Here is a 25,720-nt window from a genome sequence, read left to right as displayed (position 1 = left end):
TTTTATTTCCGCGTCAGTTTAAGTTTAAGGGCTTCAATGGCCTTGCCAGCTAAAAGGCTGGTGGCTCCTTGTTTGTCGGTGCTACCGCTCTCTAAAAGCTTGCCTGCATCATTGCGTATTTCATGGGATACCTCGGCTCTGGCCTGACCAGAGCGCCCCGCTACGGCAAATTTTTCTGTGGTTTTGCTTTCACTCTTAGGCATTTTGGGTAATTGCGGGCTGCCATTGCCTGGGCCTTCCATACTGTGCTGGCTGGCTTTTTGGGTATGGGAACCTGATGCTTGGGAGATGATATTGCCGCCGCCCATGGTGTACTCTGCTCCTTCCGCGCGGAATGTGATTTTAGGGCCTTCAAAGATAATTTCTTCCAGTGAGTACAAATGCAGGCGTTTAGCCGCGCCTATTTCTAGTTCATCACTCTGGGCTTGGATTTTTATTTTTCCAGCAGCAGCAATCAGCTTTATGCCTAGCTGCTGCACAAACACCGATAAGGATTCACCTACCCTAAAGCGCAGTTTTTGCCCAATGCTGTGGTTACTGTCTTTGGCTGCCACCACATCCTGATTGCCACCAGAAACGGTGCTGATTGCCGATTGCGAAGAGATAGCTACACCAGCAGGGGCGCTCATGGCCAGAATGCCCTTGCCGCCGCCTTTGCCTTCTTTATCAGTATTGCTGCCTGCATGCCATTTTTTTAAATCGCTTAATAGTTGCTCTTCTTGCTGGGTATCGGTGCTATCGGCCTCATGTGTTTCTGCTTGCTTAGCCAGTTGCTGGGCAATGGATAAGGCCAGCTCTAATTGCCCAATTAATTCATCTCGGTCTAATTGCTGGCCCTTAGCGCCTGATTGCCCATGTGCGCTGACTAATAAGCCTTTTGCCCCGCGAATCGCTCCGGCTAAGTCAGTCCTTAATTCAAAACCATCGCCACGCGGATCTGCCTTGCCATCTGTGCGGGGGTGGGTCAGATAGCCTTGGTTCAGTTGGGTCTTGCCAGTTTCAGAGCTGAGTTTGGCCCTGACTTCGCCAGACGTATCGTCAAAGAGTAGTTCGTTATATTGGCCGCCCTGGTGCTCTTTGGTTTTGATCCCAGAAAGCGTTTTATTTGCAGGCAAAGCGTCCGCGCCGCTAAATGCAGGGGTTTGGTGGCTTCCGTTATAAACCACACCCGTAACGATGGGGCGATCGATATCTCCCTCAATAAAATCGACCAGCACCTCATGGCCGATTCGTGGAATAAACTGATGGCCCCAGCCAGCGCCTGCCGATGGGTAGGCAACGCGAATCCAGCAGGATGATTTGTCATCGAGGTTAGCGCCAAAGCTGGGGTGCTCTTGAGCGCGTTGCCAGTGCATCTGCACCTTAATCCGCCCTTGTTCATCGGTATGCACTTCTGATCCAGCGGGGCCGACGACGGTGGCGGTTTGCACACCTCGGCTTTGGGGTTTGCTGAAAGCTTCGTGGGCAAAGGCAGGGGTGAGCGGCTGGCCACGTCTTTGGGCAGTAAAATCAACTTGATAAGGAGGGGGTGCATCTGCGCCCTTTACTTCTGAAACGGCCAGTAAACCGGGGGCAACCAGCATTAGCTGCTGGCTTAAATCGGCTGGCAGGTTATTGTTTGCGGTGAAGGTAAGCCCTGTAATGGCAAATTCCCGCTGCTCGGCGCTGTCCCATTCATGGGCAGGGTGATCTTCAAGCCGGAACCACTGCCCTGCTTGTAAAGAACGTAGCGTGCCTGAGCCGGTAAAAGATTTCTTTTTAGCATCTGAGGCTTGTTGGCGCAGCTGAGCATAGCGGCTTAAGCTTTCTGAATCTGAGGCGTAATACAAGCTCTGTGGGTCATAATCTTCTAGGCTGGATTGCAGTTGCTGGCCGCCATCGCCCTGATCTACGGCGCTCTCATCGGCGCTTTGCTTTGTGCTACTTGCTTTGTAATCGAAACTGGCCAAAGAAACAGAGCTGCTGCCAATTTGGCGCTGAGTTTGCCATTCAGTCAGCGCATCAAATTCTTCCGTAGCAGCTGCTCTATGGAAGCGTACTTGTAGGTCTGCCGCTTCTGGTAAGGCGTAAGCGTCGTCAAATACAGTTAGCTGTACCTGTGGCGAATCGCCTGGCAAGTGTTCAAAGCGGAATGAAAGTCCTTCCTCAAACATTAATCGCACTAAGAAATCAAAGTCCGACTCACGGTACTGCAAGCAGTAGGAGCGTGGTAAATGATCGCCCGATAGCTTGAACTCCAGCGCTTGCACAGAGGCAAACACGGGGTTTTTATCTTGGTGCTCAGCTAAAACTTGTTTAACGATATCGGGCACGCTGATGTCTTGAAACACGCGAGAAGTGCGGCGGTATCTCAGCAGCGCAAATGGCGGTTCAATTGTGAGCGAGTATTTAGCAAACCCACCATCAGAGCCAAGTAAAGCGGCTTGGGTGATGACCCCGCAACGCTCGATCACACCGCCATTGGCGTCTGCAATAGACAATACCACTGGCAAGCCTAAGAGCGATTTGAGTTCTAAATTATCACTGGGGGATAGGCAGTTTATTTGATAGCGATATTCCCGATTAATCCCCTCGCTGCCTGTGACGTGCTGGGGGAGTAACTGTTCCCCCCACGCTGCACCATCGCCAAGCTGAAGCGAAATAAGGCGGTTATCCTGATTAAAAGCAGCGGCAAACGAGGCAAGCAGATCAATAGGGTTCATAAAAATCAGCGACTTAGAGGGTAAGATTTTCAGTATTACACAAAGCCTTAGCTCATCATACATCGTTGTTAATTTTTACTTACTACCACCATAAGGTATTTAATCTATTAACACGGCACTCAATACACAGCGTAAATCCATCGGGTACACAGCAATCACTCAGGCTAGATAAGCACTGTGCAAAATGGCTGGGTCATCGCGTAGCTGCTGTGAGGAGCCAGAAAACACAATGCGCCCGCGCTCCATCACATAGGCTTTTTCAGCGAGGCCTAAGGCGATGCTGGTGAATTGCTCGATTAACAGTACGCCCACCCCAGATTCAGCAATCTGTTGCACGGTCTCCGCCAGCCGTTTAACAACCCCGGGAGCTAGCCCCAGCGACAGCTCATCAATCAGCAAATACTGCGGCACGGCCAGTAACGCCTGCGAGATGGAGACCATTTGCTTTTGCCCGCCAGATAAATCACCACCACGACTGCTTAATTTGGCTTCTAGCTCCGGAAAAATAACCATCATCCGTTCTATTCCGCTTTGCAATTTTTGGTTTGATAAGGCAGAACCAGCAGCACGCAGATTATCCAGCACCGTTAATTCGCTTAAAACCTGATGCCCTTCCTGCACAATGGCCACGCCCTCCTTTCTAACCTGCTCTGGGCGCAAGCCGGTTAATATCTTGCCATTGGCGGACACCGTGCCAGAAGCCGGTGCAATAACGCCAGCAATCGCCAACACCAAGCTCGATTTCCCCGCGCCATTTGCACCCAGCAGCGTAGTTACCGCGCCAGCCGGTATGTTCAGAGAAACGCCGTGTAATACTTGTTTGCCTGAACGGTTCACCACCAGCTCGGCAATCTGTAAGGATGTTGTAGTCATAGCGGCTCAAGATAAGTTCAATTTTCGCCCAGATAGGCTTTTCTAACGCAAGGCTGTTTTAGCATGGCACGGGTCGGGCCTAGAGCAATGCAGCGGCCAAAATCAAGCACCAGCGTTTCTTCGCAAGTGGCAGAAATAAGCTCAACGTCATGATCGATTAGGATCAACTGAGCTTGGCAAAAATGCGGAATCCCCAAAATAAGCTGCCGCAACTGCAAAGATTCAATCTCATTCATGCCTGCCCCCGGCTCATCCAGCAAGAGTAAGCGCGGCTTACCCGCCAATGCTCTGGCTAACTCAACCATGCGCCGCTGATATAGATTCAAGCTACGGCCTGCTTGCTGCGCCACCCCGCTTAAGCCCACATAATCAAGCACGCGGGCGACTTCTGCAGCCCTAGTATATTGAGCCACCAGCGGTAAGTGATCCAAAATCGCCAGCACGTTATCCCATACGCTCAGGTCTTCTACCACCTGTTCAGTCTGAAAACTACGGCGAATACCCAACCGAGCGCGAGCGGCCGGTTTAAGCGGGTTAAGCAGCTGCCCGTCTAATTCCAGCGTGCCGCTCTCTGGCCTTACAAAACCACTCAAGGTATTGAGTAGGGTTGTTTTACCTGCGCCATTCGGGCCGATCAATCCACAGATCGGCGCAGTAAATCTGGCATCCAGCGCATTAATCGCTTTAACCCCACCAAACCTGACTGTTAAACCGGCAATGTTAATCATGCTGTTTCCGCTCTATTAAACGCCTAATAAATGCAGGGGCTCTGCTCAGTAAATCAGCCAGCTGACCAGCAATGCCAGTCGGTGCGGTAATCAACGCATGCAGCAGGGCCACACCAAAAAACATCATTGCCACATAGCCGCTCACCCCTAAATCAGATAATGAGGCGGGTACGGCGCGCAATAGCAAGCCGGCGATAATGACGCCGAACCAGTTGTACACACCGCCCACAATCGACAAGGCAAACATTAAGATCGATTCACTGGCGGTAAAGGCCCTGCCATCTAGGCTACCAATGGCCCCCGCCAGCAGCCCGCCTGCGCAGCCCGCTAAAAACCCCGCCAGACCAAATGCCCAAGTCTGATAAAAGATGATATTCACCCCAGCGCTCAGTGCACTGGTGTCACCCTTGCGGATCAGCGCCCAGCTGCGCCCTACTCTGGAATAACGATGCAGCTCAATCAGGCACAGCGCAAACGCCAGCCAGACCAGCACGTAACGTAAAAAAGCGCTGTCTGTTTCTGCCAGAAAAGGCCGCGACATCATCAAGCGTGCACCATCCATTGCCCGGCCGCTCAGGCCCTCACCACCATCCGGAAAATTAATTGCGCCAATAAAAACCTGAAAAGCCCCAGCCATCATCAGGGTAGTGAGCGCTAAGTACAAACCACGCAAACGCAGCGCAGGCAAGCCTGCCACCATGCCCATTACGCTGCCACCAACGGCTCCAGCCAATACACAGGCTTCAAATGGCCAGCCCCATGCGTGATAGATTCGCAATGAAATCCATCCTCCCACTCCCATCAGCGCGTATTGCGACAAACACACCAGACCCAGCTGCCGGTACAGTAAGCCGACACCCGACGCGGCAATGGCGCAAATAAATACTGAGGTAAATATTTTGATCCAATAAGCATTGGATAAGGCAGGCAGGGCTAGCGCAATCACCGTCAGCACCACGGCAATCTGCAGCAAGGTGCGATAGCGCTGAGCCTCGTTTACATTCGGCCGAGCCAGTACATTCGCCTGTTTGGGGATATGGAAACTCATCATCTTCATGATTCAACCGAGGCAGGATAGATCGCGGTAAAAACCATCATCGCAAGCAGCGCCAGTACAAACGGCGTGACAGAGCGATAGATGGCAAAACCAGGAATAGTAATTGCCAGTGCTTCTGCTATCCCAATCACCACGCCAGCAGCAACGGTGATCGGCAGTGAGGATAAACGCCCCACAATGGCAGCGGCAAAGGCCGGAATCACCATAAAGGTGAGAGTGGTGGCCTGTAAACGCACGATATTGGCCAGTAGCAAACCGCACACACCGGCAAAAGCACCGGAAATCAGCCAAGCGGCGGTGTCTACTCTGATCACAGAAATCCCCAGTACGGCACTGAGCTGACGATTATTAGCCAGCGCCCGCATATACAGGCCAAGCCGCGTTTTACGTAGCAAAATGCCAATCGCCAGCATCATTAGCACCGCCAATACCAAGCTGAGAATGCGTGTGTAGGTGAGACGGATATCACCAAAATCAATGGATTCAACATCCGTGGGCAAAGAGAGTCGGCGTGCAGCCTCCCCCCAGTACCATTCGGTAAAACCCAGCACCACCAGCGCGAATCCCAGCGTTGCAATGCTGCGGGTAGTACGGTCACGGTGTGCTAGCCGGGGTGCCAGCACAGCGCCGTACAGTAAAGACAGTAAAGTGGAAGCCAGTACCGCCAGCGGCCACACCACAATCTGCGGATAATCCATCTCCAGCAAAGACCAAGCACAATAGGCGCTGATCGCCCCCAGTGCACCAAAGGCAAAGTTAAGCACGCCGGACGCACGGTACAGCACCACCAGCCCTACTCCGGACAAGGCATACACGGCGCCTATACCCAGCCCAGAGATCAGATAAGGAATCAGAAAAACAGCAGATTCAGGCATCACTATCTCCTTAGATTAAGCTGTTGTTCATCCAGCTGAACATCAGCTAACTCCGGATCAAGTACCGCGCTGCACTCCGAACGCACCGCCCAGCCGGTACCGGTTGAAGTTGCGACGCGGCTAAAGTTGTTGGCATTGTGACGTTTTCCTGCGCCTATATAAAAAGGACGGCACAGCATCTCGCTTTTAAAATCAACAATTTTACGCAACGCTTCGCTCACACTGGCACGGCTGATTTTGGCCGGATCAAGTTTCAGTAGGGTTTCGGTCGTTAGCCTAGCGCTCAGATAACCGGCTTGAGAAAACGTATCCCGCTGATCTTTTTTATTCCCATACTGATTCATCAGCGCCAGCCAGTTTTTGTTTTCTACTGTATTGGCATCCAGCGGGTGAAACTCCAGTGATACATCGAAATTATCTTTCCAATACGGGCCAATCGCTTTAGGCACTTCTACGTTATAGCCAGAGGCAGGTGCCAAAAATTTAATTTTCTTGCCCAAATTCTGCTGCTCAGCCGCAGCCAGCATAGGAATCAGCAGGCCTTTAGACAGGCTCAAAATAATGGCATCTGGGTTTTTAGAGCTGGCCTGCAAGATCACCGAGCTGGCATCTGCCGAGCCTGGGTCGATCAAAATGGTTTCAGAGACCACGCCTTCCTTGCTCCCCCAAGCGCGCACCCCACCACAAGCCCATTCACCCAGCCCTGGGATATTTGGCGCAATACAAACGAATTTTTTTGCCTTGTAATGCTTATTCGCGTAAATCGCCGCCATGGTGGTTGCCAACCTTGGGCCGGTATTCATCGGCACATAGTTTTTAGATTGAAAACATTCACGCGGCACACCCACACCGGCGATCACCATAAGCCCCGCCTGCTCATAGAGCTTGGCATTGGCACCGCATTCCACAAAGCTGGTGCTGCCCACCATGGCGACGACTTTTTTATCCTGTACTAATTTAGAAGCCAGCTGGGCCGCTATTTCTGGGTTCCACTGATCATCCACTACGGTGTATTCAACCGGCCTGCCGTTAATGCCGCCGTTCTCATTCACGCATTTAAAATAGGCACTGGCCGCCTGAGCCGAGCTACTAAAATCATCCGGCCCAGTTTTACCCACCACGGCCCCAAGCGGAATCGGCTGGCCGGTCGCTTTTTTGCCGTTATTTAAGCCACAGCTCACTTTTTCTGCGGCCATGACCTGAGTACTGATTCCTGCGGCCATCACAGAGGCTATTAAAAACATCTTATTCATTGTCAATTCTCCATTTATCCGATTTATGCTGATTTAACTGAGCACTGTTAATACGCAATACAAACCGATTTCAATTCAGTAAATTGCTCAATTGCAGAATGTCCTAAATCACGACCAAAACCCGATTGCTTTACCCCACCTAATGGCAGATTATTGTCTAGCATATTGTGCGTATTCACCCACACCATGCCCGCTTTGATTTTTGGAATAAAACGATGCGCCTGATGCAGATCATGCGTCCATATACTTGCAGCCAATCCAAAAGCCGAGTCATTGGCCAGCTGTATCGCTTCTTCCGCCTCATCAAAAGGCGTCACCGTCACCACGGGGCCAAATACTTCCTCCTGATTAATCCGCATTGCGGCGCTGGTATTAATAAATACGGTTGGGCGGACAAAATAACCACGATCAAATTCGGTGCAGCCCCCTGCTGTGACTTCGCCACCCGCCTGTTTTGCTTCCTCAATATGCGCCATCACCCGCTGCATATGCCGTTGTGAAATTAACGGCCCCATTTGTGATTCGGGATCGAACCCTGAACCCAGTTTCATTGCGTTGGCAATCGTACTGAGCCGTTCCACCACCTCATCTATTTTGCTACGTTGCACAAACAATCGAGATGCGGCCGTGCAAACCTGACCCTGATTAAAGAAAATCGACATCGCAGCACCCTGTGCCGCCACGTCCGCCTCCATATCCGCCATCACAATCATAGGGGATTTACCCCCCAACTCCAGCGTCACGCGGCTCAGATTATCGGCAGCGGCATGGGCGATCTGTTTGCCAACACTGGTTGAGCCGGTAAAGCTGATTTTATCTATGCCAGGGTGGCGGGTTAGAGCTTCCCCCACCTCAGAGCCACTGCCGGTCAGTACATTCAACGCTCCAGCTGGAAAGCCGGCTTCCATCACTAGCTCGGCCAGCCGCAGAGCGGTCAGCGGGGTTTCCTGAGCGGGCTTTAATACCACGGTACAACCGCAGGCCAGCGCCGGAGCGAGTTTCCAGATTGCAATGGCCAAAGGAAAATTCCACGGCACGATTGCAGCCACCACGCCCACCGCCTCACGGCGCGTATAAGCAGAATAAGCCACGCCAGGAGGAAATCCGATCGATAAATCCAGTGTACTGCCGGTAATTTTAGTGGCCCAGCCCGCCATATAGCGCACATATTCGCTGGCAGAACCCACATCGATGGCTTTAGCAACCCCCAGCAGTTTTCCGCTTTCCAGTGTTTCTATCGCGGCTAGCTCATCACCGTGTTTTTCAATCAGCTGAGCTAAATTGATCAACAACCGCTCACGCGTTGCCGGACGCATCCCAGCCCATGGGTCAGATTCAAAAGTTTGCCGAGCAGAGGCAATAGCTCGATCGGCATCGCCTGCACTGGCATCAGCAACCTGAGCAATCTCTAGGCCGGTGGCTGGATCAATCACGGGGTAATAACGCTCTGTAGCGGATTCATGCCCATCAATAAAGATGCCAAATTTTTGTCTGGCCAGAAAACTGGATTTCTTCACTTCACCATGCGTAAATTCTGCTAAAGGATGACCCATACTGCCCTCCAAAAAACCCACATAAACGGTTATAAAGATCTGTTCCAGCCAACGGACTGCCCATTCAATGTGGCATGGACCAAACAGGAAAGCAGTGTTTTTCCAGCATGCGGCACCGAGTAACGCGATGCTGGAAAACGTTTGCCTGGTGACTAAACTCCCAAACTGACTAGAAGGGAATATTAAATTTAACTTTGATGCCGGTTCCGTCAGCACGATTTCTGACGCCAAATTCCTTTTCTATTTTGGCGGTCACAAAGAAGCCACTGCCGTTATCGTATTTAATAGTTGGCCCTATCGACATCGCCCGGCCACGTTGATCGGCTAGGGTTACACCCCCTACTTTGTCATCAGTGATCTGCTGATAAAGAAAGCCACCAACCCCAGCCACCAGCCCATTACCAAAGCCCCAGCCAAGCGCATAATCAGCATGCAGCTCCTGGCCGGAGGTGTAATCGCTGTCTTTATTTTTGCCGTTAAAGTCATACATGACTTTCAGATCGGCATTCAAGCCGCTTTTCTGGATATAGCTGACTGTTGCCAGTGGCTCGATATTCCAGTAATTACGCCCCAGATTAGCCAGATCATTTTTATCATAGCGGCCGGTGGGTGCATTAATGTCTACAGCAAACACATAGTGCAATTTATCGGAAGCGTGGTAACCCAAACCGGCACCAAACACCATATCGCCCACACCCGTCTGCGACTGGTTTTTGCCTGCTACGCTCACATCTACATTCAGCAGTGGCGCAATCACATGCAAGGCCAGCTGACCATCCAGAATTTTCTGATCCGTCACCCAAATCAGCCGTGTCGCAGCTGCGGCAACCTTGACGTTAAAATCGAGGGGGATCTGATTGCCGTTGTTATCCCTTAATTTATCGGCCTGATAGCCGATCAGATATTCAAGAACATAGACCCCAGGAGGTGGCATGGCGGCTACCAGATAATTCTCGTTGCCGTTTGGATACATCCCTCCCCCGCCTTCAGTGGCCAGTGCACTGGCGGCACAGGCCGATAAAGCCATAGCAAGGGATAAGCGCGTTGCTACCGGTATGACTGAGCATTTTTTCATTGCGATCTCTTATTAAGTTAATTGATCAGAAACCGTGCTAAGTACGGAAACAAAAGTGCTTCAGCAAGATGCACTGGCTGTGCATCGGGGATGGCGTAAGCGTTACGCTTTGTTGAATATTTTTTGTCTACTTACTTAACATCTGTAATAAATCAGCTGCATGTCATAGTAGGGCGCGCTACTTCTTTCGTTTATACCAACAGTGCACTTAAACTAGCATTGGGATGCATCTAAAACCGGCCGCAGCCATTCATGACGACATCGCCTGAGCCACCAGCAAAGTATCGGTAAACTGCTCAAATTTGCGGATTTTGCCGCCCGATAGTTGCCACACATGCACAACCCTTGCCTTCATGGCTTTACCGCTCTGACGGTGGCTGGCGCTGTAATCACCAATCCCCACAATGCTGTCTCCACCATCAATTAAACGCTCTAGAGTGAACGTATAATCATTCCACTCGCTGCCCAGCACTTTAAAAACCCCTTCGATGATTTGCTGCTTGCCGATATAGGTTCCCGCGCAAGGAAAACCGGCCATTTCAGTCCATTGCACATCGTCAGCTAGATCAGCCATCATTGCGGCAATATCTTGTCTGGCGGATGCCGCATAGTGTTCGACAATAATTAGTAAATTGCTGCGCATCATGTATTTCCCTAAAAAAGGATTTAGGCCAAAACTGCCCAGCGGCGCTGGAACAGTTTTACATCCGCTCTGAAGCGGCTAAAGAGGTTGCTGCTCACTGGAATACATCGTGACAGACGCTTTTTCTATAAAAGCCCCCGCTGGATTATTGGCAATCTGCCCGTCCCCCGTCACCCCCAAAAACTTACCGGTAGAGCGATTGCTAGAGAAATTAAAAAAGAACACGGATGCCACCGGAATGATGAATTCGCGGAAAGTAAAAATATACTGCTCGTCATCAAACTGGTAATAACTAGCCAGATCCACATCACCATGCCCACGCTGTACTCCCACCAGACATTGCCATGCATAACGTAGTGAATTCAGATAGGTATGCTCATAGGTATGCTCAGGGCTGTAATGCTGAAAAGTACGCAGCCCAATTAAATTGCGGCTTTCATGCGGCACCATGCCACTGGCCAGAGCGGGATCACTGCCTAAAGTGCCTACCATAAACGTCTGCTGTACACGTGGCTCTGCCCCTGCCTCACTTGCAGCTTGCACATGGCAGCGAATCGCCAGCACGCGTAAGCTGCGCAGATTTACCACGATCGTCAGCGCATCCTGAGGGCGTGCGCCCTGCAGCATATCGATAAAATAAGTATCTGCCGCCACTTCAATCGCCTCATACCAATCCGTGCCACTGTGCTGATCAGGCTGCTGATGGAGCTGCTCAAGCCAATGCAGCTCATGAGAGCTTAGTAGCCGCAAAGTCAGACATCGGTCAGGCAGATTTAACTGTAAAGTGCGCCCAACCAGTGCATCACTGGCGGGCAGGCGATTAGTGGCGATGCCTTTGGCAAAGTCATCGTAGTTTTTCCAGCCAGCAGGGCGAATCTGTGTCATGTCTGTGACTCCTTATTTAGTGAGCAAATGCAATCGTTGGCAAATCAACCGACGATGCACCACCATCAATCATCAATGAGATGCCAGTCACCATCCGCGCCTGATCAGAGGTTAAAAACAACACCGATTGAGCAACCTCGTCCGGGCTGATCGCGCGGCCCAGCGGTACATCTTTGGTCACCATGGCATACGCAGCATCTAGATCAGGCAGCTGATATCGATCCATTAACAGCTGCATCTGCTGATCGGCCATTTCGGTACGTACCCAGCCGGGGCAAACCGCATTCGCACGCACCCCATAGCGGCCGTAATCACGTGCCAAAGAGCGGGTCAGGCCGATCAGGGCGTGTTTCATGGTGACGTAACCCACCACATCAGGCCCAGCAAAATGCCCAGCCAACGAAGATAAAACCACGATATTGCCCTTACGGTTGATCAGCTCAGGCATCAGCTCACGGGCGCAGACAAAAGCCGTATCCAGATTAAGCCGAGTAGATAATGACCAAGAAGTGTCATCGGTATCCAGCAAGGCCCCAACACCATGCCCACCGGCATTGGCCACCAAAATATCGACGCCACCAAAAGCCTCCCGCGCGGCATGCAATGCGGCGCGTACATCGCTAGGATTTGCGGCATCGCCCACCACCACTAAACCGCCCAAGGGCTCAGCCACTTCTGCCAGAGGCGCGGCCCGCCGTCCCATCAGAACCACCCTGCCCCCTTCAGCACAAAACTGCCGAGCCACAGCCGCCCCAATGCCAGTGCCGCCACCGGTGATTAGCGCAACTTTTCCTTGAAATAAATTCATCGTCAGGGTGTCCTTATTCAGGTGAAGGAAAAAACAGTTGTTACGATGCCTTATGCTTGATCCTGCAAAATAAAATCAGCGCAACGCTCTGCAATCATGATGACTGGCGCATTGGTATTGCCGCTGATGAGATCCGGCATCACGGAGGCATCACAGATTCGTAAATTGGCGATGCCATGCACTTGTAAGCGAGGGTTCACTACAGAGTTGAGCTCAGAATTACCCATGCGGCAGCTACATGCGGGGTGGTATACCGTTTTGGCATAGAGGCGCACATGTTCTTCTATCGCGGCATCGCTCAGTTGCTCGGCGGCGCTAGGCAGTAATTCCCGCTCTATAACCTTGGCCAGCGATGGCGCGCGCAGAATTTTTCGAGCCAGTTTTACGCCACGAATCAGCGTCTGTACATCGTCGTCATGCGATAAATAAGCACCATCCAGCACAATAGGGTCGAGTGGGTTTGTAGAGCGCAGCTGTATTTTTCCGCGTGATTTGGGCCGCAAAAAGCACACATTCAGTGAAATACCATGGCCTGCCAGCGGCGCACGGTCGGCGTCCCCCGCCAACACGGGCAACACATGAAACTGCACATCGGGCCTACCCTCGCCCGTGGTATCCATAAAGCCCCCGCTTTCCACCACATTGGAGGTGAGCAAGCCGGTTTTAAACAACTGATATTGCAAGCCGTGTTTCAGCGCGTTTAATCCGCGATCCTGCCCCAGCAGGCTAATGGGCTGCTTGGTGCGCCCATACACCGGTACTTCTAAATGATCCTGATAATGCTCACCTACCGCAGGTAAATCCTTGATCGGCGTAATGCCAAAGCTGCTTAGATGCTGCGCTGGACCAATGCCAGATAGCATCAGCAGCTTGGGAGTTGCCAGCGCCCCAGCGGCAAGGATCACTTCTTTTGTGGCACGCACCGTTATTTCGCTACCGCTGCCCTTGCGGTACACCACGCCAGTGGCCACGCCATGCTCAATCAGCACTTTGCATACATGGCAATCGGTCGCCACCGTTAGTAAAGGATTGTTCAGCACCTGTGCCAGATAAGTTGCCGCCGTACTGGCACGCCGCCCTTCATAGGTAGTGGTTTGATAAAAACCGGCTCCGCCCTGCTGCTCACCATTAAAATCATCGTTATAAGCAATGCCGGTTTCCTGAGCCGCTTTAACAAAAGCTAAGCTTAAAGGATGCCGATAGCGCACATCAGAAACGGTGAGCAAACCATCCACACCGTGATATGCACCCGATAAGCGTTGATTCGCTTCGGCGCGTTTAAACACGGGTAAGACCTGATCCCAGCCCCAGCCGGTGCACCCTTGTTCCTGCCATTCGTCGTAGTCTTGTTGGGTGCCACGAATATAAATCATGGCATTCACCGAGCTGCCGCCGCCCAGCGTGCGCCCTTGGGGAATAATCATGGTGCGATGGGCTGCCGCAGCCTGTGGCTCACACCGATACTGCCAAGTGCGGCGGGTGCCCAATACTCGGATAAAAGTGCCAGGCATATGGATAAACATCGTGTCATCTTTTGGCCCAGCCTCAATCAGCAATACCTTGTACCCAGCCTTTACCAGCCGGTTTACCACAACACAGCCAGCCGAGCCGCCACCTGCCACCACATAATCAAATTGCGTCATACACAGACTCCATTTTTCTTTTGGTAAGGCTTAATGTGACAACATCACTTCCCGCTGATAATCACGCGGAACCACGCCGTATGTTTCTTTAAACATGCGGCCAAAATGAGCACTGCTGTTAAAGCCCCATGAAAAAGCAACATCTGAAATAGAACGCTTACTGCCCGCACAGGCCTGCAAAGTATCGCGGCATCGCTCCAACCGATACCACCAGATATACCGATCTATGGTTTTGCCTTCTTCTTCAAAAATGCGGTGTAGATAGCGCTTTGAGCAGCGCATTTCATGGGCAATGCTATCTATGCTTAATTCAGGGTCAGTAATATGCGCGGCAATAAAATGCTTCACCCGTAAACGCAATACGGCAGGAAGATGAAGCTGCCCACGTCTGGAGGCCTGCTCGGCGGCAAGCGCCGATGCCAGCAATCCCAATACGGTTTCGGCCAGTGAGGTATGTACGCTGATGGGTAATTCATCAGCATATTGAGCCAGCGAGCGCAATACGGCAGACAGCACTGAATTCAGACCACGGGTTTCAGGGTGCTGCGACGGTGAACATTGCAAACCATCTAGCTTAAAACCGATAAGGCTGCTGCGCGGAATCAGCATCACCAGGATTTCGGTAGCGTCGACATCCACGCGGTAGGGTGCGCGTGAATCGTATAAGCCCCAATCGCCGCAGCCCAGCTGAATCACGGCGCCGCCCTGAGTGATTTTTACCGCGCCGTTTAAGGGCAGAATCAGCTTCATATAATCACTGGCATGACAATCACGCCGGACTTCGCCACGCTCTATCCAGTGCGGGGGGCAGGAAATCAAATACATCTGTAAGGCAGCAATGTCATACCTTGTCAGGCACGCATCGAATATCCCCTCATTCACACAATGCGCACTGTGCTCGCCAAAATAGGCCGACATCACCTTGCTCCAATAAGCACGACGCTGTGCTGATGGTACTGTGCTGGTCAAAAAAGATGCTGTTAACATGCTGCCCCCACCCTGTTAAGTACGGCCAAACGATGTACTACCGACCACCAGCTTGGGATTAAGCGGCCTTGCTGCTGAAACCCTGACGTAGATTTACAGCGGCATTACGCAATATCTGCGTATCTGCCCCCACTGCTAAAAAGCGCACCCCACTGGCCTGATATTTTTTAAGCAGTTGCGGATCAGTAGAAAATATCCCTGCGGCTTTTGCTGCCCCGCGCAATTTGCCCAGCGCCTGCTCAATAACCGCCTGTACTTCTGGGTGAGCAGGCTGATTCAAATACCCCATAGAGGCGGCCAAATCAGCGGGGCCGATAAAGAGCCCATCCACGCCATCCACCTGCAGAATTTCGTCCAAGTTTTTAACCCCCTCACAGGACTCAATTTGCAGCAGCAGGCAAGTTTGCGCCTCGGTTTGAGCAAAATAATCCGCCACATGATTCCAGCGGGCTGAACGCTCCAGCGCCGTGCCCACACCACGAATCCCCCGCGGCGGATAGCGCACCGCAGCCACCAGATCCCGTGCCTGCTGCGCACTCTCTACCATGGGGATCAGCAAGGTTTGTGCGCCGACCCCTAGCAACTGCCTGATCAGAACCGGATCATGACTGGCTGGCCGTACCATCACAGAAACTGGATACGCCGCCATCGCCTGCAACTGCGCCAGCACAGAAGGCAAATCATTTGGGCTGTGTTCTGCATCAATTAATAAAAAATCGAAACCACAAGCGGCGAGTATTTCAGCACTCAGCGTACTGGCTAGGCCTAAAAACAAACCCAATTGCAGGCGGTTTTCTGCCAGCCCCTGCTTGAAATGGTTGTGCGGCATATCCATGGCTGTTTCTTCCCTTTTAATAATGAGCAGAACTTAAGCAAAACGATGTCAGCCTAACTAAGCACTGTGGCTAGCTATTTTCAGGCTTAGCGCCTAGGCAAAGCGAAAAGCAATTTGCCCTAGCCGGCCATAATCGGCTTGAAAGGTATCCCCTGCACTGGCGGCCACTGGCCGGGTAAACGAGCCAGCCAGCACAATGTCACCCGCATTAAGCTGCTCACCATAAGGGGCAATTTTATTCGCTAGCCAAGCAACCCCAATCGCCGGATGATTTAATACCCCTGCAGCTAAGCCGGTTTCTTCAATCACTCCATTTTTAAACAGCATCGCGCCAACCCAGCGCAAATCCAGATCGTGTGGGCGCACGGGTGCGCCGCCTAGCACAATGCCGGCATTGGCGGCAAAATCAGAAATGGTATCCGTCACCTTGCGCGGAGCCTTGGTATCACGATCGAATTGCTCGATTCGGGCATCAATAATTTCTATCGCTGGCGTCACATAATCGGTGGCCGCCAGCACATCAAACAAAGAGATATCTGGCCCTTTTAATGGCTTGCCCAAAATAAAAGCCAGCTCCACCTCCACGCGTGGCGCAATAAAGCGGGCCACCGGAATATCTCCGCCCTGCTCAAAAAACATATCGTCCAGCAGGGGTGCGTAATCTGGCTCGGTGATTTGTGAGGAGAGCTGCATGGCGCGTGAAGTCAGGCCAATTTTTCGGCCACGGATCACCCGCCCCTCTGCCAACTTAATCGCCAGCCACGCACGCTGAATCTGATAGCCCTCTTCAATTGTCATCAGTGGATAATCTTTAGAAAAGTGCCTCAACGGAGTACGGTTTTTTTCTGCCTGGTGAAGTTTATTCGCCAGCTCTTGAATGACGTGCTCAGCTAACATAAGAGTCTTCCAGTAAAGTGAAATGAATCTTTGCAATCTTGTATATGCGAATTTTTTATTGCTGGGTAGCCGCTATATAGCACCCAGTCATGTGCCATGACCGTGCCAGCCCCATACTTTTCTCTGAAGTAAAAAGGCGTGCTGATTTAATACAACAGCGTACGGCCGCTGATCTGATGCGCTGCGCACCCGTTTTGAAAGTAGTGCAGGCCTTTTGAGCAGCGGAAACAGCAGCCCATGCTGCTGCACAGCGCAGTCATCGCATAGTAGGTCCTGATCAATCTGATGAGCTTGAGTGGCTGCTTTCATATTGCGTCCCGAGGATCGTTACATTCACTGCGCGGCTATTAATTCACTAACATGTTAATTATATTATTCGCTAATATGTTAGTATGTCAATCAGGGTAAGCTATAAATTTTGTAACGCTGAAAATGGAGAAAAAAGCATGAAGAAGCCGCTAAAGCATCGTAATCTAGCGTTACTGTTGCTGCAGGCAAGAGAAGTCGTCATGGCACGGTTTCGGCCTATTTTGAACCACCATAATATTACCGAGCAGCAGTGGCGAATTATTCGCTCGCTGAGTGAGCGAGGGATGATGGAGCCGAGGGAAATTTGCGAAAATTGCCAGATTCTCAGCCCAAGCTTAACCGGCGTATTAGCCCGCATGGGAGAGCTAGGACTGGTTACACGCACACGGATGGATACTGATCAACGCAGAGTCAATGTGCGCCTGACTGCTAAAAGCGAGCGCCTATTTAACGACATTGCTCCGCTGATAGAGCAAGAATATCTAACACTAGAAAGTGAACCACTAGGCGCGAATATCGAAGAGCTTTATGCCGCGCTAGACCGGTTTTTAGCCAATAGCCAGAACCACTAAGGTGCCACGGCGGCTCGATTTAAAACCCGCCCAGCTTGAAACACAGCCGTGATCTAATCGTAATAGGCACTTCGATCATCACCCCTCTCGATTATCGAAGTGAAAACCAGCAAGAATAGCGGACTTATTCCTTACGATCTGGAGAGGTAGTCGCATTTTTTCCATGAGCTCTGGCCACAGACGGCTCTGACATTTACCCATTTCGAGGTGCCCTGCCGCGTGCATAAACAGCACATCACCGGCGTCTTGCATTTTTTGAGCAGCAGAATCCTGACGGTGATACCAGCAGAGTCAAATAGTTTGGCGGGAGCAAGGCGAAGCTCAGATGCACTTCGCTAAATAAAAACACCACGAACCATTTCATCTTCAGCGCTTCTGCACCCGCCTTCAGCGTTACTGTTTGTGTGGGAAGTTTTGAAATGAGAAGAGCAACATTTCAAGCGAATTATTCCCTTCTAGGCCCCTAAGCAGGGCTTCGTGAAGATATCTATCTGGCTCTAGGAATCGTTACTGCACTGAAAATGTACTTTTCAGGGGCACAAAATAAAACGGCTTACGCAATCTATGCGTAAGCCGTTTTATTTACTGGTGGGCCTGCTCGGACTTGAACCGAGGACCAAAGGATTATGAGTTTGCTTATAAATCAATAAGTTACTGATATTTAAGAGAAATATAGCGAAACATAAAAACCAGTAAAAACTATATTATTCAACAACTTAACATATGTTACCTAAATACAACGAAGCTGATCAGTGCACTGATACTGCACCGATGATTTGCAAGCAAAACATTTACTAATCTAAAAAATGCGATACCAAAATCTTACATAAGTTTAAGTATCGTAAGCCTCAGCCCTTCAAATTTTATCCCTAATACTGAAAATCTTTGTCACACGGCGCTGCATAAAATACACCTTGGAGATAGTCAAACCTTAGAGCCTTCTAAAACCCAAGGCTCGGTAATCCTCCCACAAAACCAGCTCGGTGAAGTAGAAATCCATACTCGGCTTGCCCGTTTGATCTACTTAAACATGAGGGGATACAAGGAGCTGCTAGGTTTGCGGACGTCATACAGTGCTACCTGAGCTAAAAACGCGTGGCGTGCCGGATGTTTTGACTACGTGCCTTGGCGATTAAAAGGCTTCCCAGCTGTGATTGCAGTGGAATTATCACCAAGGTAACTTGGTAGCTAAGTCTACTGAAATACAAATTAGCGATGCAATTTTGAGGCTTGATATTTACCCCATGCTTTGCTTTTAGGATTAGTAATCTTATCAATAAACGAGCATTGCTGACACCAATGACCTTTGCAAATTTCTGTTGAAAGGGCCTTCCATGTATGCCCGCGTTTGCACTGCCAAAGCATTGGATCATAAGGGGTATATTGATCAGATAAGCAAAGCCCGTCCCTTTGTTTTGCAATACCTTGCATTTTTTCCAGCGTAAACCAATAGCGATCTTTATGGCATTGCATACAGCCAACGCCATTTTTAATTGAATCTAATGACGTATTGAATTCATGGCCTTGATCGCAACGCCATGCGACGGGCGTTTTGCAATTTTTATATTCAGTTGCCAGGCTCTGCCAACCACGGGCCGCAGCCAAGTCTTGCAGTGTTTTTAGGCTTGCTTCCTCATCCTTATAACAAATTGGGCAGAAGCTGCCATATATCAAACGTCGTGGCTTGATCTCAAAATCATGTCCTTTTGCACAACGAATAGACATATAGTTTAGGTGGGTTTTGTATTCCGCAGATAGGCATTCTCCGCCCCAAGCTTTGGCAAGGCACTGGATAATTTTCAAACGAGTTTCATTCATTTGTACGCGTGTCACGCCATTATTTTTCAGGGAAGCCCATTCTTGAATGACGTCTTGTACGGCTTGGGGAATAGAGAGAAAGTTATAGGAGCGGTGCCGCTGTATATTTTCTAACTTTTCCTTTTTACTTTCTTCAGGCAACCGTTCAGCCTTTTCCTTGTTTGTATTGGCAATTCTCTCACGAATCCGACTTTTCCTATCCTCCATCATGGCAAGATCCATGCCCTTATATTTAACCCGCCATTCGCTAATTATATTTTTATTTATCCCATGCTCAAGGCTCAGCTCTCTGTTTGTAGCGCCTGCTTCAGCTTGTTTAATAATTTCAAGTATTAATTCATAAGGGTGATGTTTTGCCATATTCTGCAACTATAAAATTAGTTTTTTCCTTGTAACTAACGAGCTATAGAGCAGGTTTTAAATTACTGTAAAGGCATAAAACCTGCCCCTCCACTTTCCTAGCTAATAAAAAGTATAGGTTCAACATCCTCAAGTGCCCATGCAGGCAAATCACTATTAAGTCCTTGCATCCATTCAACTTCATCTACTGAGGCAAATCTTACGCCACACAATAACTTTTTTGACTGAGCTTCTTTAACAAAACGATCAGAAAAAAACGTTGGATCTTGTTTAGAGGATGCTTTATGCAATTTGAACACATCACTGTTGATATTGTCTTTCAGAGAACATACCTCTATTAACAGCTTTCCATCTTCATTTAGTAATTTAGCGCTAGAGTCAAATATCAGCTCACTATCCTTAAAGATTGAGCTCTCAAATCTTACGACAAAATAAGTCTTCTCGGAAACACAAGTCCCTTGTAAATTAACAATATTCAGAACGCTGGTCTCTTTAATAGGGCATCCAAAATCTCTTAGGAGATCAAGAAAATTTGAGCTAACCACATAAATGCCAGAGCTTATGCTTCTTATTTCATAATCAATCAGCTTCTCTTTTACGATTAAAAACATTTCGCATTCAAAAACTTTATCTGTCTGTAAGTCTCTTGATTGATACCATGGTTTATATCCATGATCTAGATCTTTAGTATTCTCTACAAAACGGTCATAGAGAATTGCACCTGTAAATCCTATCGGGGCCCCTTTTTCTTTTTTTTCCAAAGCAACAAAATAATTCATCGTCAAGACATCCTTACAGGCTTCTTTTACTAGCCAATTGAATCCTTTTCTTGCTGCAGTGTCACATGAAGCCACTCCCAAAAATCATAATCAAGTTGCTCTATCGTGTTGGAGTTAATATTCCAATACCAAACAGAGTTATCACTATCCTTTTTAAAGGCAAAGCAAGCGTATGACTCTTCTGTTGCAAAAATCAAAAAGGACGATAGTGCGTTACTATCGCCATTAAACCATATACTAGTATTTATATTGTTGTTTCTACTTATTGAATCACCAGTTTTTTTTAGATTTTTCTTTGACAAAACTGGCAATATTCTTATTCTTCCAAAAGCGATTCCATTTGATACCTCACCAATAAAATCTTTGTAATCGAGTGGAAAAGCACATCCTAGTAAAGCCTCTGAAGAAGCTATTTCATCAGGCTGTGCGATCATGATTTTCGAAATGCCAATCCTGGCATTTTTAATCAAATTAATGCAATTATCTTTCATATTATCCTCATTTAGGTAATGAGCCAGGTTTAGGTAGGCTTAATTTATCAGTCCCACGGCTTCCTGATTTTGGCATTGCAACAGTAAAGCATCCTCCCCTTTTCCTATAGTAGCGATGATGAACGCCTTGATGATCAGCTCTTGTTGCTGGCTGAGCGTGCGAATAATCATAACCTAAATCATTTTCCTTTCCATATTCATGACTTAAATCATAACCGGGAGGGGATTTCACTTCTTTTTGCTTGCCTAATTTTACTTGTCGTTGCTGATTTTTTACCCAGCCTCTGATATGGGATGGTGTATTAGGATCATTTGCTAGTTGCTCCCACCTTTCCGATCTCGTCACATATTCATCACCACAAGCGCAGCATGCCTTTGCCAGTCCTAAAGGATCAATCCACTCCACCGGATTCGGCGCATAAGCATGGGTATTAAATCCCCCCATTAACCCAATCGGATCGCTGCTAATAAACCGCCCAATCTCCGGATCGTAATAGCGGTGGCGGTTGTAGTGCAAGCCGGATTCTTCGTCGAAGTATTGGCCTTGGAAGCGGATTGGGTTATTGATGCCTGCTGTTTTAGCCGCTTCGCTAATCACGACCTGTGCTTCGCCCCATGCTTTATATTCTGCGCTCCACGCGATTTCGCCGTTTTCATCGCTCAAGGTCTGCGGCGTGCCGAGGTGGTCTACGTGGTAGTAGGCGGTGTGTTCTTGTTCGCTGTCGTTGGTGGAGACGATCTGCGCCAGCGGTATAAAGCTGTTGGGCTCGAACAGGTAGTGGCGGGTGTGTTCAGCTGTTTTTTCCAGGGCGATGACGTCGCCGTCCCAGATGAATTCTGTTTTGCCCTGTGCATTTTCTTTGCCAATACGGCGGCCGAATACGTCGTAGTAGTATTTGGTTTCGCCTGCTGCGTTGCTGATTTTTTTCAGGCGGTTAAAGCCATCCCAGTTGTATTGGGTAGTTTGCTCGCCTTGCTGCTTTTCAATCAGATTGCTGCGGGCGTCGTATTTGTAATGAGTTCCGGCGTATTGCTTTAATAAGTTTCCGAGTACGGCGGGCATGGCAGGTAAGCTGCTTGTGCTGTTGCCAGCATGCGGTTTTGTATCGACTAAGTTACTGGCCGAATCAAATGCAAAGCTTTCATGGCCAAGACTGCTGTTGGCGGCGATAAGGCGGCCGACTGGGTCGTACTGGTAGCTGATCTGGCCGCTGCGGCTGTCGCTGATGCCCAGCAGCTGGCCAACTGGATCATATTGGTAGCTGCGCTGGTTATTGGTTTTACCCGTTAGCGTTTGCTGGCTGATGCGGCCCATTTTGTCGAAGTGGGTGTGAGCGGTCAGTTGATTGCCCAGTATGCGCTGGGTTTCGCGGTGCAGGTCGTCGCGCTCAAAGCTGGCGATTTCTTGTTTGTTCCACAGCATGCCGTGCACATGGCCGCTGCCGTAAATTAGCCAGTCGGTGCGCTGGCCATCGGGGCGGATACTGGCGATGCGGTTGCCCAGTTCATCGTATTCGTGCTGCCAGTTGTATTGCTGTTGCTGGCCGAATAGCTTGTATTCGTGGCGCTCTGTGATGAGGTTGCCGACGGCATCAAACCCAAAATGGCATTCGCTGTATTGGTTTTTGGCGGCGTAAATCCGCCCTAATACGTCGTATCTAAAGCGCTCGCTGCTTTGGCCACTCTGCCTTGCGCTTAAGCGCCCGGTTTCATCGTAGGCAAGGGTGGTGATTTTCCCCGCTTCATTGATTTGCTGCAGGCGGCCCGTTTCTGCTTCGTATTGGTAACGGGTGCGCTTATTGCCGAAGTCGGTTTCTTCCTGCAGGCGGCTGGCGGCATCGTAAGTAAAACGATAAGCCTCTTTGTTTTCATTAATCAGGCTGAGCAGGCGGCCCAGCTTATCGTATTGGTAGTTCAGCGTTTGATTGGCGGCGTCTTTGCGGCTACTGACTCGGCCTGCGCGGTCGTAATCAAACTGGGTTTTAGCTTGCAGCGCGTCGGTGTGGCTGAGTAAGCGGCCTTCGGCATCGTATTGCAGCAGGCTGTGTGTACCGTCAGGATTGACGACTTTAGCCAGCTGGCCATCGCTACCGTAGTGATACTGGCTGGCATTGCCTGCGGCATCTTGCGCCACAATCAGGCGGCCACGGGCATCGTATTGCCATTGGCTGGTTTTGCCAGAGCAATCGGTATAGCTGCTGAGCTGCCCATTAGGCAGATAGGCGAGTTTTTTGCTGCCGCCTTTGGCATCTTTAATCGCTACGGGCAAGCCCTGCGGGTTGTAGTTGTATTGGGTGCTATGGCCCAGCGGGTCGGTTTCTTTAGTGAGATTGCCCTGGGCATCATATTCGCGCAGCCATTCATGGCCGCTTGGGTCAGTGATGCGGATAAGCTGGTCTTTATCGTCGTAGGCCATCAATACCCGCGTTTGATCCGGGCGGATATGTTCTATCAGATTGTCTTTGTCGTCATAGATAAAGCCTTCTGCTGTGCCATCGGGGTGGATGTGCTTAGTCAGGTTTTTAGCTTCATCCCTGAAGGCCCATTCCTCTTTGCCATCGGGGTAAACCGTGCGATACACATAGCCATCGATATCGAAGTAATAGTAAATCTCTTGCGCCAGCGCATCGGTGGTGATGGTCAGGCGCAGGTCAGGCACATATTCGAGCTGGATGCTGTTGCTGCCATCGTCGGCGTATTCACGAATGGCTTTGGATTTGGCGTCTGTACCGTCCCACTCGATGTTCTGGCCCCGGCCGGTGCGGTCGGTGTAGCGGGTAATCAGGTGCTGTTGGTATTGATACTGCCAGCGCTGCTGGTCTTCGTCGCTGGCACTTATCAAATCGCCCGCATCGTTGTACTGATAGCTGGCGAGTTGACGAGGGGGCGTGCTGGCTAAGCTAATGCTGCTGATTCTGTTGTGCGCATCGTATTGCAGCAGCGCCCAAGGTGATTCGCCATTCCTCAGGCGGCTCAAACGGCCCTGAATATCATAATCCAGCACAATTTCATTACCTGCCCGGTCGCGCAGCATGGCCAGCAAATAGCTTTCACCATGACGCTCAAAAATCTCAAGCAGCTCATGGCCATGCGCCACGGTGAGCAGTTTGTCGCTCAACTGGCTAAGGGTTTGGCCTTCGCTGCGGTCTTGGTGGTGTTCGCCTACTTTTAAGCGGGGATAGGGTGTTTCGCGTCCCTGATCGTCGATATACACCATGCCATCGTCGCTTAGATCAAAGCGCGTATGGAATGGCGTCAGCCAGCGTGCGCCCTGGCTGCTTTGGTCAAAACGAGCTAAGCGGGAGTTATAAGTACGGGCCCAAACAATAGGCATCACGCCGGTCAATACAAAATCAGTGTGGCTGAAGCTTTCTTCGCCAAGGGCAAAGCCAATCGAATGGGCGGTGCCGCCAGTAATCGGGCAGCTTTTGCAGTTATTGGGGGCTTTTTCTGCTTTTTTAAGTTTGCGGGATTTTTCAACCTGCTGCTGGGAGACGCGGTATTTGGCTTCAGACTTCACCCCCGGCGTGGCGGAGCCATGGGTTTTATTGGTTTTTTTATGCGCCAGACGTTCTAACAAGGTTTTGAGCAGATGGGCAATACCGCCTTGTACTTTTTCATCGCCCAGATCTTTCATCTTCGCTTTCACCAGCGGTGAAATTTTATGCTCTAAGTGATCTGCAGCTTGCCATAGCCATTCTTTTTGCTCCTTAGCGAGCGCCAACTGGCTAATGGTGTTGATGACCACATTTCTGGCGCTGGCATGAATCTCTAGCAGGGCATGGAAAATGCTGGTCTTAGTGGCCTTGGCATCGCGGAAATTGGTGCCTTTGTTGTAAGCAACCCCCGCTGGAACAGCTCGATACTTACCCAGCTCTCCACTCGATAGTTGCCTGAGGAATAAAGCAAACTGATCAATCAGACCCATGATAAACGTTGCCACGTTTTCCATAATCGGCTGAATGGCTTTGCTCAGGTCTTTAACCGCCGTTTCTACGGTAGCTGCCACCCGCTGGTCAGCCATGATATGGCTGATAATCACTTCAACCACGGCAGAGGCAATCGCGCCTTTATTGGCAACCACCGATTGCTTCACGACGGCAATCACTGGGCGCAAAGTCATACGCAGCGGGGCCAAGCCCAGTGGCAACGGAATCACGCCTATCGTGTCTACCCCAATGCCAAACCAATCCATCAGGCCGGGTTCTTCTTGCTTTTGCGTTAACTCATACAAGCCAATAATCACATCGCTGGCCGCAATCAGATTGCCCACTACGGGAATACCCGCCAAAACCATTTGTAAATCATTCAGCGATAACTTGCCGCCCGTTAGCTCCTGAATCCACTTATCAAACTCCCCTACATTGCTTTGCACGTCTTTAGACAATTGCGCATCCAACGGTACCAGCGCGTATTGCTTCATCACATCACGCACTAGCTCTCCGCGCTCGGTGTATTCGCCCTTGGTTTCTGCGGGGGTAGGATTAAGGTATGTGCCCATATTTTTATTCAGCAATAGTAAGCCTGGGTGTGACGCCAGGTGGGGTTATAGGAGGCGATGCTTATTGGGTGGTCAG

20 protein-coding genes are annotated in these 25,720 nt (G+C 50.1%); 1 reads left to right on the top strand and 19 read right to left on the bottom strand.

Annotated features, from left to right (window positions below):
- Positions 1-2: 2 nt before the first annotated feature.
- From R6242_RS08730 to hpaH, 15 genes are all read right to left on the bottom strand, one after another.
- Positions 3-2,702 carry a type VI secretion system Vgr family protein gene (locus tag R6242_RS08730; protein ID WP_318426079.1) on the bottom strand — a complete coding sequence of 900 codons (2,700 nt, stop codon included), beginning with the start codon at positions 2,700-2,702 and terminating at the stop codon, positions 3-5.
- Positions 2,703-2,861: 159 nt separating this feature from the next.
- On the bottom strand, positions 2,862-3,575 hold the full coding sequence (locus R6242_RS08725; RefSeq protein WP_318426078.1) for an ABC transporter ATP-binding protein: 714 nt from the start codon (positions 3,573-3,575) through the stop codon (positions 2,862-2,864).
- 17 nt (positions 3,576-3,592) lie between these two features.
- Positions 3,593-4,303, bottom strand: coding sequence for an ABC transporter ATP-binding protein (locus R6242_RS08720; RefSeq protein WP_318426077.1), 711 nt, complete (start codon positions 4,301-4,303; stop codon positions 3,593-3,595).
- Positions 4,296-5,360, bottom strand: a complete 1,065-nt coding sequence (locus tag R6242_RS08715; protein WP_318426076.1) for a branched-chain amino acid ABC transporter permease — start codon at positions 5,358-5,360, stop codon at positions 4,296-4,298. Before R6242_RS08715 ends, R6242_RS08720 begins: the two co-directional genes overlap by 8 nt.
- Positions 5,357-6,235, bottom strand: coding sequence for a branched-chain amino acid ABC transporter permease (locus R6242_RS08710; protein WP_318426075.1), 879 nt, complete (start codon positions 6,233-6,235; stop codon positions 5,357-5,359). The genes R6242_RS08715 and R6242_RS08710 overlap by 4 nt, the downstream gene beginning before the upstream one ends.
- A gap of 2 nt (positions 6,236-6,237) precedes the next feature.
- Entirely contained in the window at positions 6,238-7,488 is a 1,251-nt protein-coding gene (locus tag R6242_RS08705; RefSeq protein WP_318426074.1) for an ABC transporter substrate-binding protein, read from the bottom strand.
- 47 nt (positions 7,489-7,535) lie between these two features.
- Positions 7,536-9,041 carry an aldehyde dehydrogenase family protein gene (locus tag R6242_RS08700; RefSeq protein ID WP_318426073.1) on the bottom strand — a complete coding sequence of 502 codons (1,506 nt, stop codon included), beginning with the start codon at positions 9,039-9,041 and terminating at the stop codon, positions 7,536-7,538.
- A 169-nt stretch (positions 9,042-9,210) separates the two neighbouring features.
- Complete coding sequence (locus R6242_RS08695; protein WP_318426072.1) at positions 9,211-10,116, bottom strand: transporter; 906 nt, start codon at positions 10,114-10,116, stop codon at positions 9,211-9,213.
- A gap of 250 nt (positions 10,117-10,366) precedes the next feature.
- Positions 10,367-10,762 carry a nuclear transport factor 2 family protein gene (locus R6242_RS08690; protein WP_318426071.1) on the bottom strand — a complete coding sequence of 132 codons (396 nt, stop codon included), beginning with the start codon at positions 10,760-10,762 and terminating at the stop codon, positions 10,367-10,369.
- Positions 10,763-10,837: 75 nt separating this feature from the next.
- Positions 10,838-11,644, bottom strand: a complete 807-nt coding sequence (locus tag R6242_RS08685; protein ID WP_318426070.1) for a MoaF C-terminal domain-containing protein — start codon at positions 11,642-11,644, stop codon at positions 10,838-10,840.
- 16 nt (positions 11,645-11,660) lie between these two features.
- Entirely contained in the window at positions 11,661-12,452 is a 792-nt protein-coding gene (locus R6242_RS08680) for an SDR family oxidoreductase (RefSeq protein ID WP_318426069.1), read from the bottom strand.
- A 50-nt stretch (positions 12,453-12,502) separates the two neighbouring features.
- Positions 12,503-14,095, bottom strand: coding sequence for a GMC family oxidoreductase (locus tag R6242_RS08675; RefSeq protein ID WP_318426068.1), 1,593 nt, complete (start codon positions 14,093-14,095; stop codon positions 12,503-12,505).
- A gap of 30 nt (positions 14,096-14,125) precedes the next feature.
- On the bottom strand, positions 14,126-15,082 hold the full coding sequence (locus tag R6242_RS08670) for a helix-turn-helix domain-containing protein (protein ID WP_318426067.1): 957 nt from the start codon (positions 15,080-15,082) through the stop codon (positions 14,126-14,128).
- A gap of 58 nt (positions 15,083-15,140) precedes the next feature.
- Positions 15,141-15,917: an HpcH/HpaI aldolase/citrate lyase family protein gene (locus tag R6242_RS08665; protein ID WP_318426066.1), complete on the bottom strand. Its 777-nt coding sequence runs from the start codon at positions 15,915-15,917 to the stop codon at positions 15,141-15,143.
- A 93-nt stretch (positions 15,918-16,010) separates the two neighbouring features.
- Positions 16,011-16,814, bottom strand: a complete 804-nt coding sequence (gene hpaH, locus R6242_RS08660; protein WP_318426065.1) for a 2-oxo-hept-4-ene-1,7-dioate hydratase — start codon at positions 16,812-16,814, stop codon at positions 16,011-16,013.
- Between the two features lie 446 nt (positions 16,815-17,260).
- On the opposite strand from hpaH, the gene hpaR reads away from it, so the two are divergent.
- A complete protein-coding gene (hpaR, locus tag R6242_RS08655; protein WP_293936351.1) occupies positions 17,261-17,695 on the top strand; it encodes a homoprotocatechuate degradation operon regulator HpaR in 435 nt (144 codons plus the stop codon).
- Between the two features lie 1,209 nt (positions 17,696-18,904).
- Here the strand turns inward: hpaR and R6242_RS08650 are convergent.
- The 4 genes from R6242_RS08650 to R6242_RS08635 form a co-directional block, all read right to left on the bottom strand.
- Positions 18,905-19,873: a transposase gene (locus tag R6242_RS08650; protein WP_318426064.1), complete on the bottom strand. Its 969-nt coding sequence runs from the start codon at positions 19,871-19,873 to the stop codon at positions 18,905-18,907.
- Positions 19,874-19,971: 98 nt separating this feature from the next.
- Positions 19,972-20,652: an Imm43 family immunity protein gene (locus tag R6242_RS08645; protein WP_318426063.1), complete on the bottom strand. Its 681-nt coding sequence runs from the start codon at positions 20,650-20,652 to the stop codon at positions 19,972-19,974.
- A gap of 29 nt (positions 20,653-20,681) precedes the next feature.
- Positions 20,682-21,143 carry an SMI1/KNR4 family protein gene (locus R6242_RS08640; protein WP_318426062.1) on the bottom strand — a complete coding sequence of 154 codons (462 nt, stop codon included), beginning with the start codon at positions 21,141-21,143 and terminating at the stop codon, positions 20,682-20,684.
- Between the two features lie 7 nt (positions 21,144-21,150).
- A complete protein-coding gene (locus tag R6242_RS08635) occupies positions 21,151-25,644 on the bottom strand; it encodes an RHS repeat-associated core domain-containing protein (protein ID WP_318426061.1) in 4,494 nt (1,497 codons plus the stop codon).
- Positions 25,645-25,720 lie beyond the last annotated feature (76 nt).

Origin of the sequence: Iodobacter sp. CM08, from assembly GCF_033446605.1 — a bacterium.
In the GTDB taxonomy this organism is placed as follows: Bacteria; Pseudomonadota; Gammaproteobacteria; order Burkholderiales; family Chitinibacteraceae; genus Iodobacter.
This window is presented reverse-complemented; position numbering and strand designations above follow the sequence as displayed.

Bases quoted from the DNA above. Each gene is read 5' to 3' on its own strand.
- R6242_RS08645 (WP_318426063.1), bottom strand. From the start codon at position 20,652: ATGAATTATTTTGTTGCTTTGGAAAAAAAAGAAAAAGGGGCCCCGATA.
- R6242_RS08710 (WP_318426075.1), bottom strand. From the start codon at position 6,235: ATGCCTGAATCTGCTGTTTTTCTGATTCCTTATCTGATCTCTGGGCTG.
- R6242_RS08730 (WP_318426079.1), bottom strand. From the start codon at position 2,702: ATGAACCCTATTGATCTGCTTGCCTCGTTTGCCGCTGCTTTTAATCAG.
- R6242_RS08640 (WP_318426062.1), bottom strand. From the start codon at position 21,143: ATGAAAGATAATTGCATTAATTTGATTAAAAATGCCAGGATTGGCATT.
- R6242_RS08695 (WP_318426072.1), bottom strand. From the start codon at position 10,116: ATGAAAAAATGCTCAGTCATACCGGTAGCAACGCGCTTATCCCTTGCT.
- R6242_RS08650 (WP_318426064.1), bottom strand. From the start codon at position 19,873: ATGGCAAAACATCACCCTTATGAATTAATACTTGAAATTATTAAACAA.
- R6242_RS08635 (WP_318426061.1), bottom strand. From the start codon at position 25,644: ATGGGCACATACCTTAATCCTACCCCCGCAGAAACCAAGGGCGAATAC.
- R6242_RS08720 (WP_318426077.1), bottom strand. From the start codon at position 4,303: ATGATTAACATTGCCGGTTTAACAGTCAGGTTTGGTGGGGTTAAAGCG.
- hpaH (WP_318426065.1), bottom strand. From the start codon at position 16,814: ATGTTAGCTGAGCACGTCATTCAAGAGCTGGCGAATAAACTTCACCAG.
- R6242_RS08685 (WP_318426070.1), bottom strand. From the start codon at position 11,644: ATGACACAGATTCGCCCTGCTGGCTGGAAAAACTACGATGACTTTGCC.
- R6242_RS08675 (WP_318426068.1), bottom strand. From the start codon at position 14,095: ATGACGCAATTTGATTATGTGGTGGCAGGTGGCGGCTCGGCTGGCTGT.
- hpaR (WP_293936351.1), top strand. From the start codon at position 17,261: ATGAAGAAGCCGCTAAAGCATCGTAATCTAGCGTTACTGTTGCTGCAG.
- R6242_RS08670 (WP_318426067.1), bottom strand. From the start codon at position 15,082: ATGTTAACAGCATCTTTTTTGACCAGCACAGTACCATCAGCACAGCGT.
- R6242_RS08690 (WP_318426071.1), bottom strand. From the start codon at position 10,762: ATGATGCGCAGCAATTTACTAATTATTGTCGAACACTATGCGGCATCC.
- R6242_RS08705 (WP_318426074.1), bottom strand. From the start codon at position 7,488: ATGAATAAGATGTTTTTAATAGCCTCTGTGATGGCCGCAGGAATCAGT.
- R6242_RS08725 (WP_318426078.1), bottom strand. From the start codon at position 3,575: ATGACTACAACATCCTTACAGATTGCCGAGCTGGTGGTGAACCGTTCA.
- R6242_RS08715 (WP_318426076.1), bottom strand. From the start codon at position 5,360: ATGAAGATGATGAGTTTCCATATCCCCAAACAGGCGAATGTACTGGCT.
- R6242_RS08680 (WP_318426069.1), bottom strand. From the start codon at position 12,452: ATGAATTTATTTCAAGGAAAAGTTGCGCTAATCACCGGTGGCGGCACT.
- R6242_RS08665 (WP_318426066.1), bottom strand. From the start codon at position 15,917: ATGGATATGCCGCACAACCATTTCAAGCAGGGGCTGGCAGAAAACCGC.
- R6242_RS08700 (WP_318426073.1), bottom strand. From the start codon at position 9,041: ATGGGTCATCCTTTAGCAGAATTTACGCATGGTGAAGTGAAGAAATCC.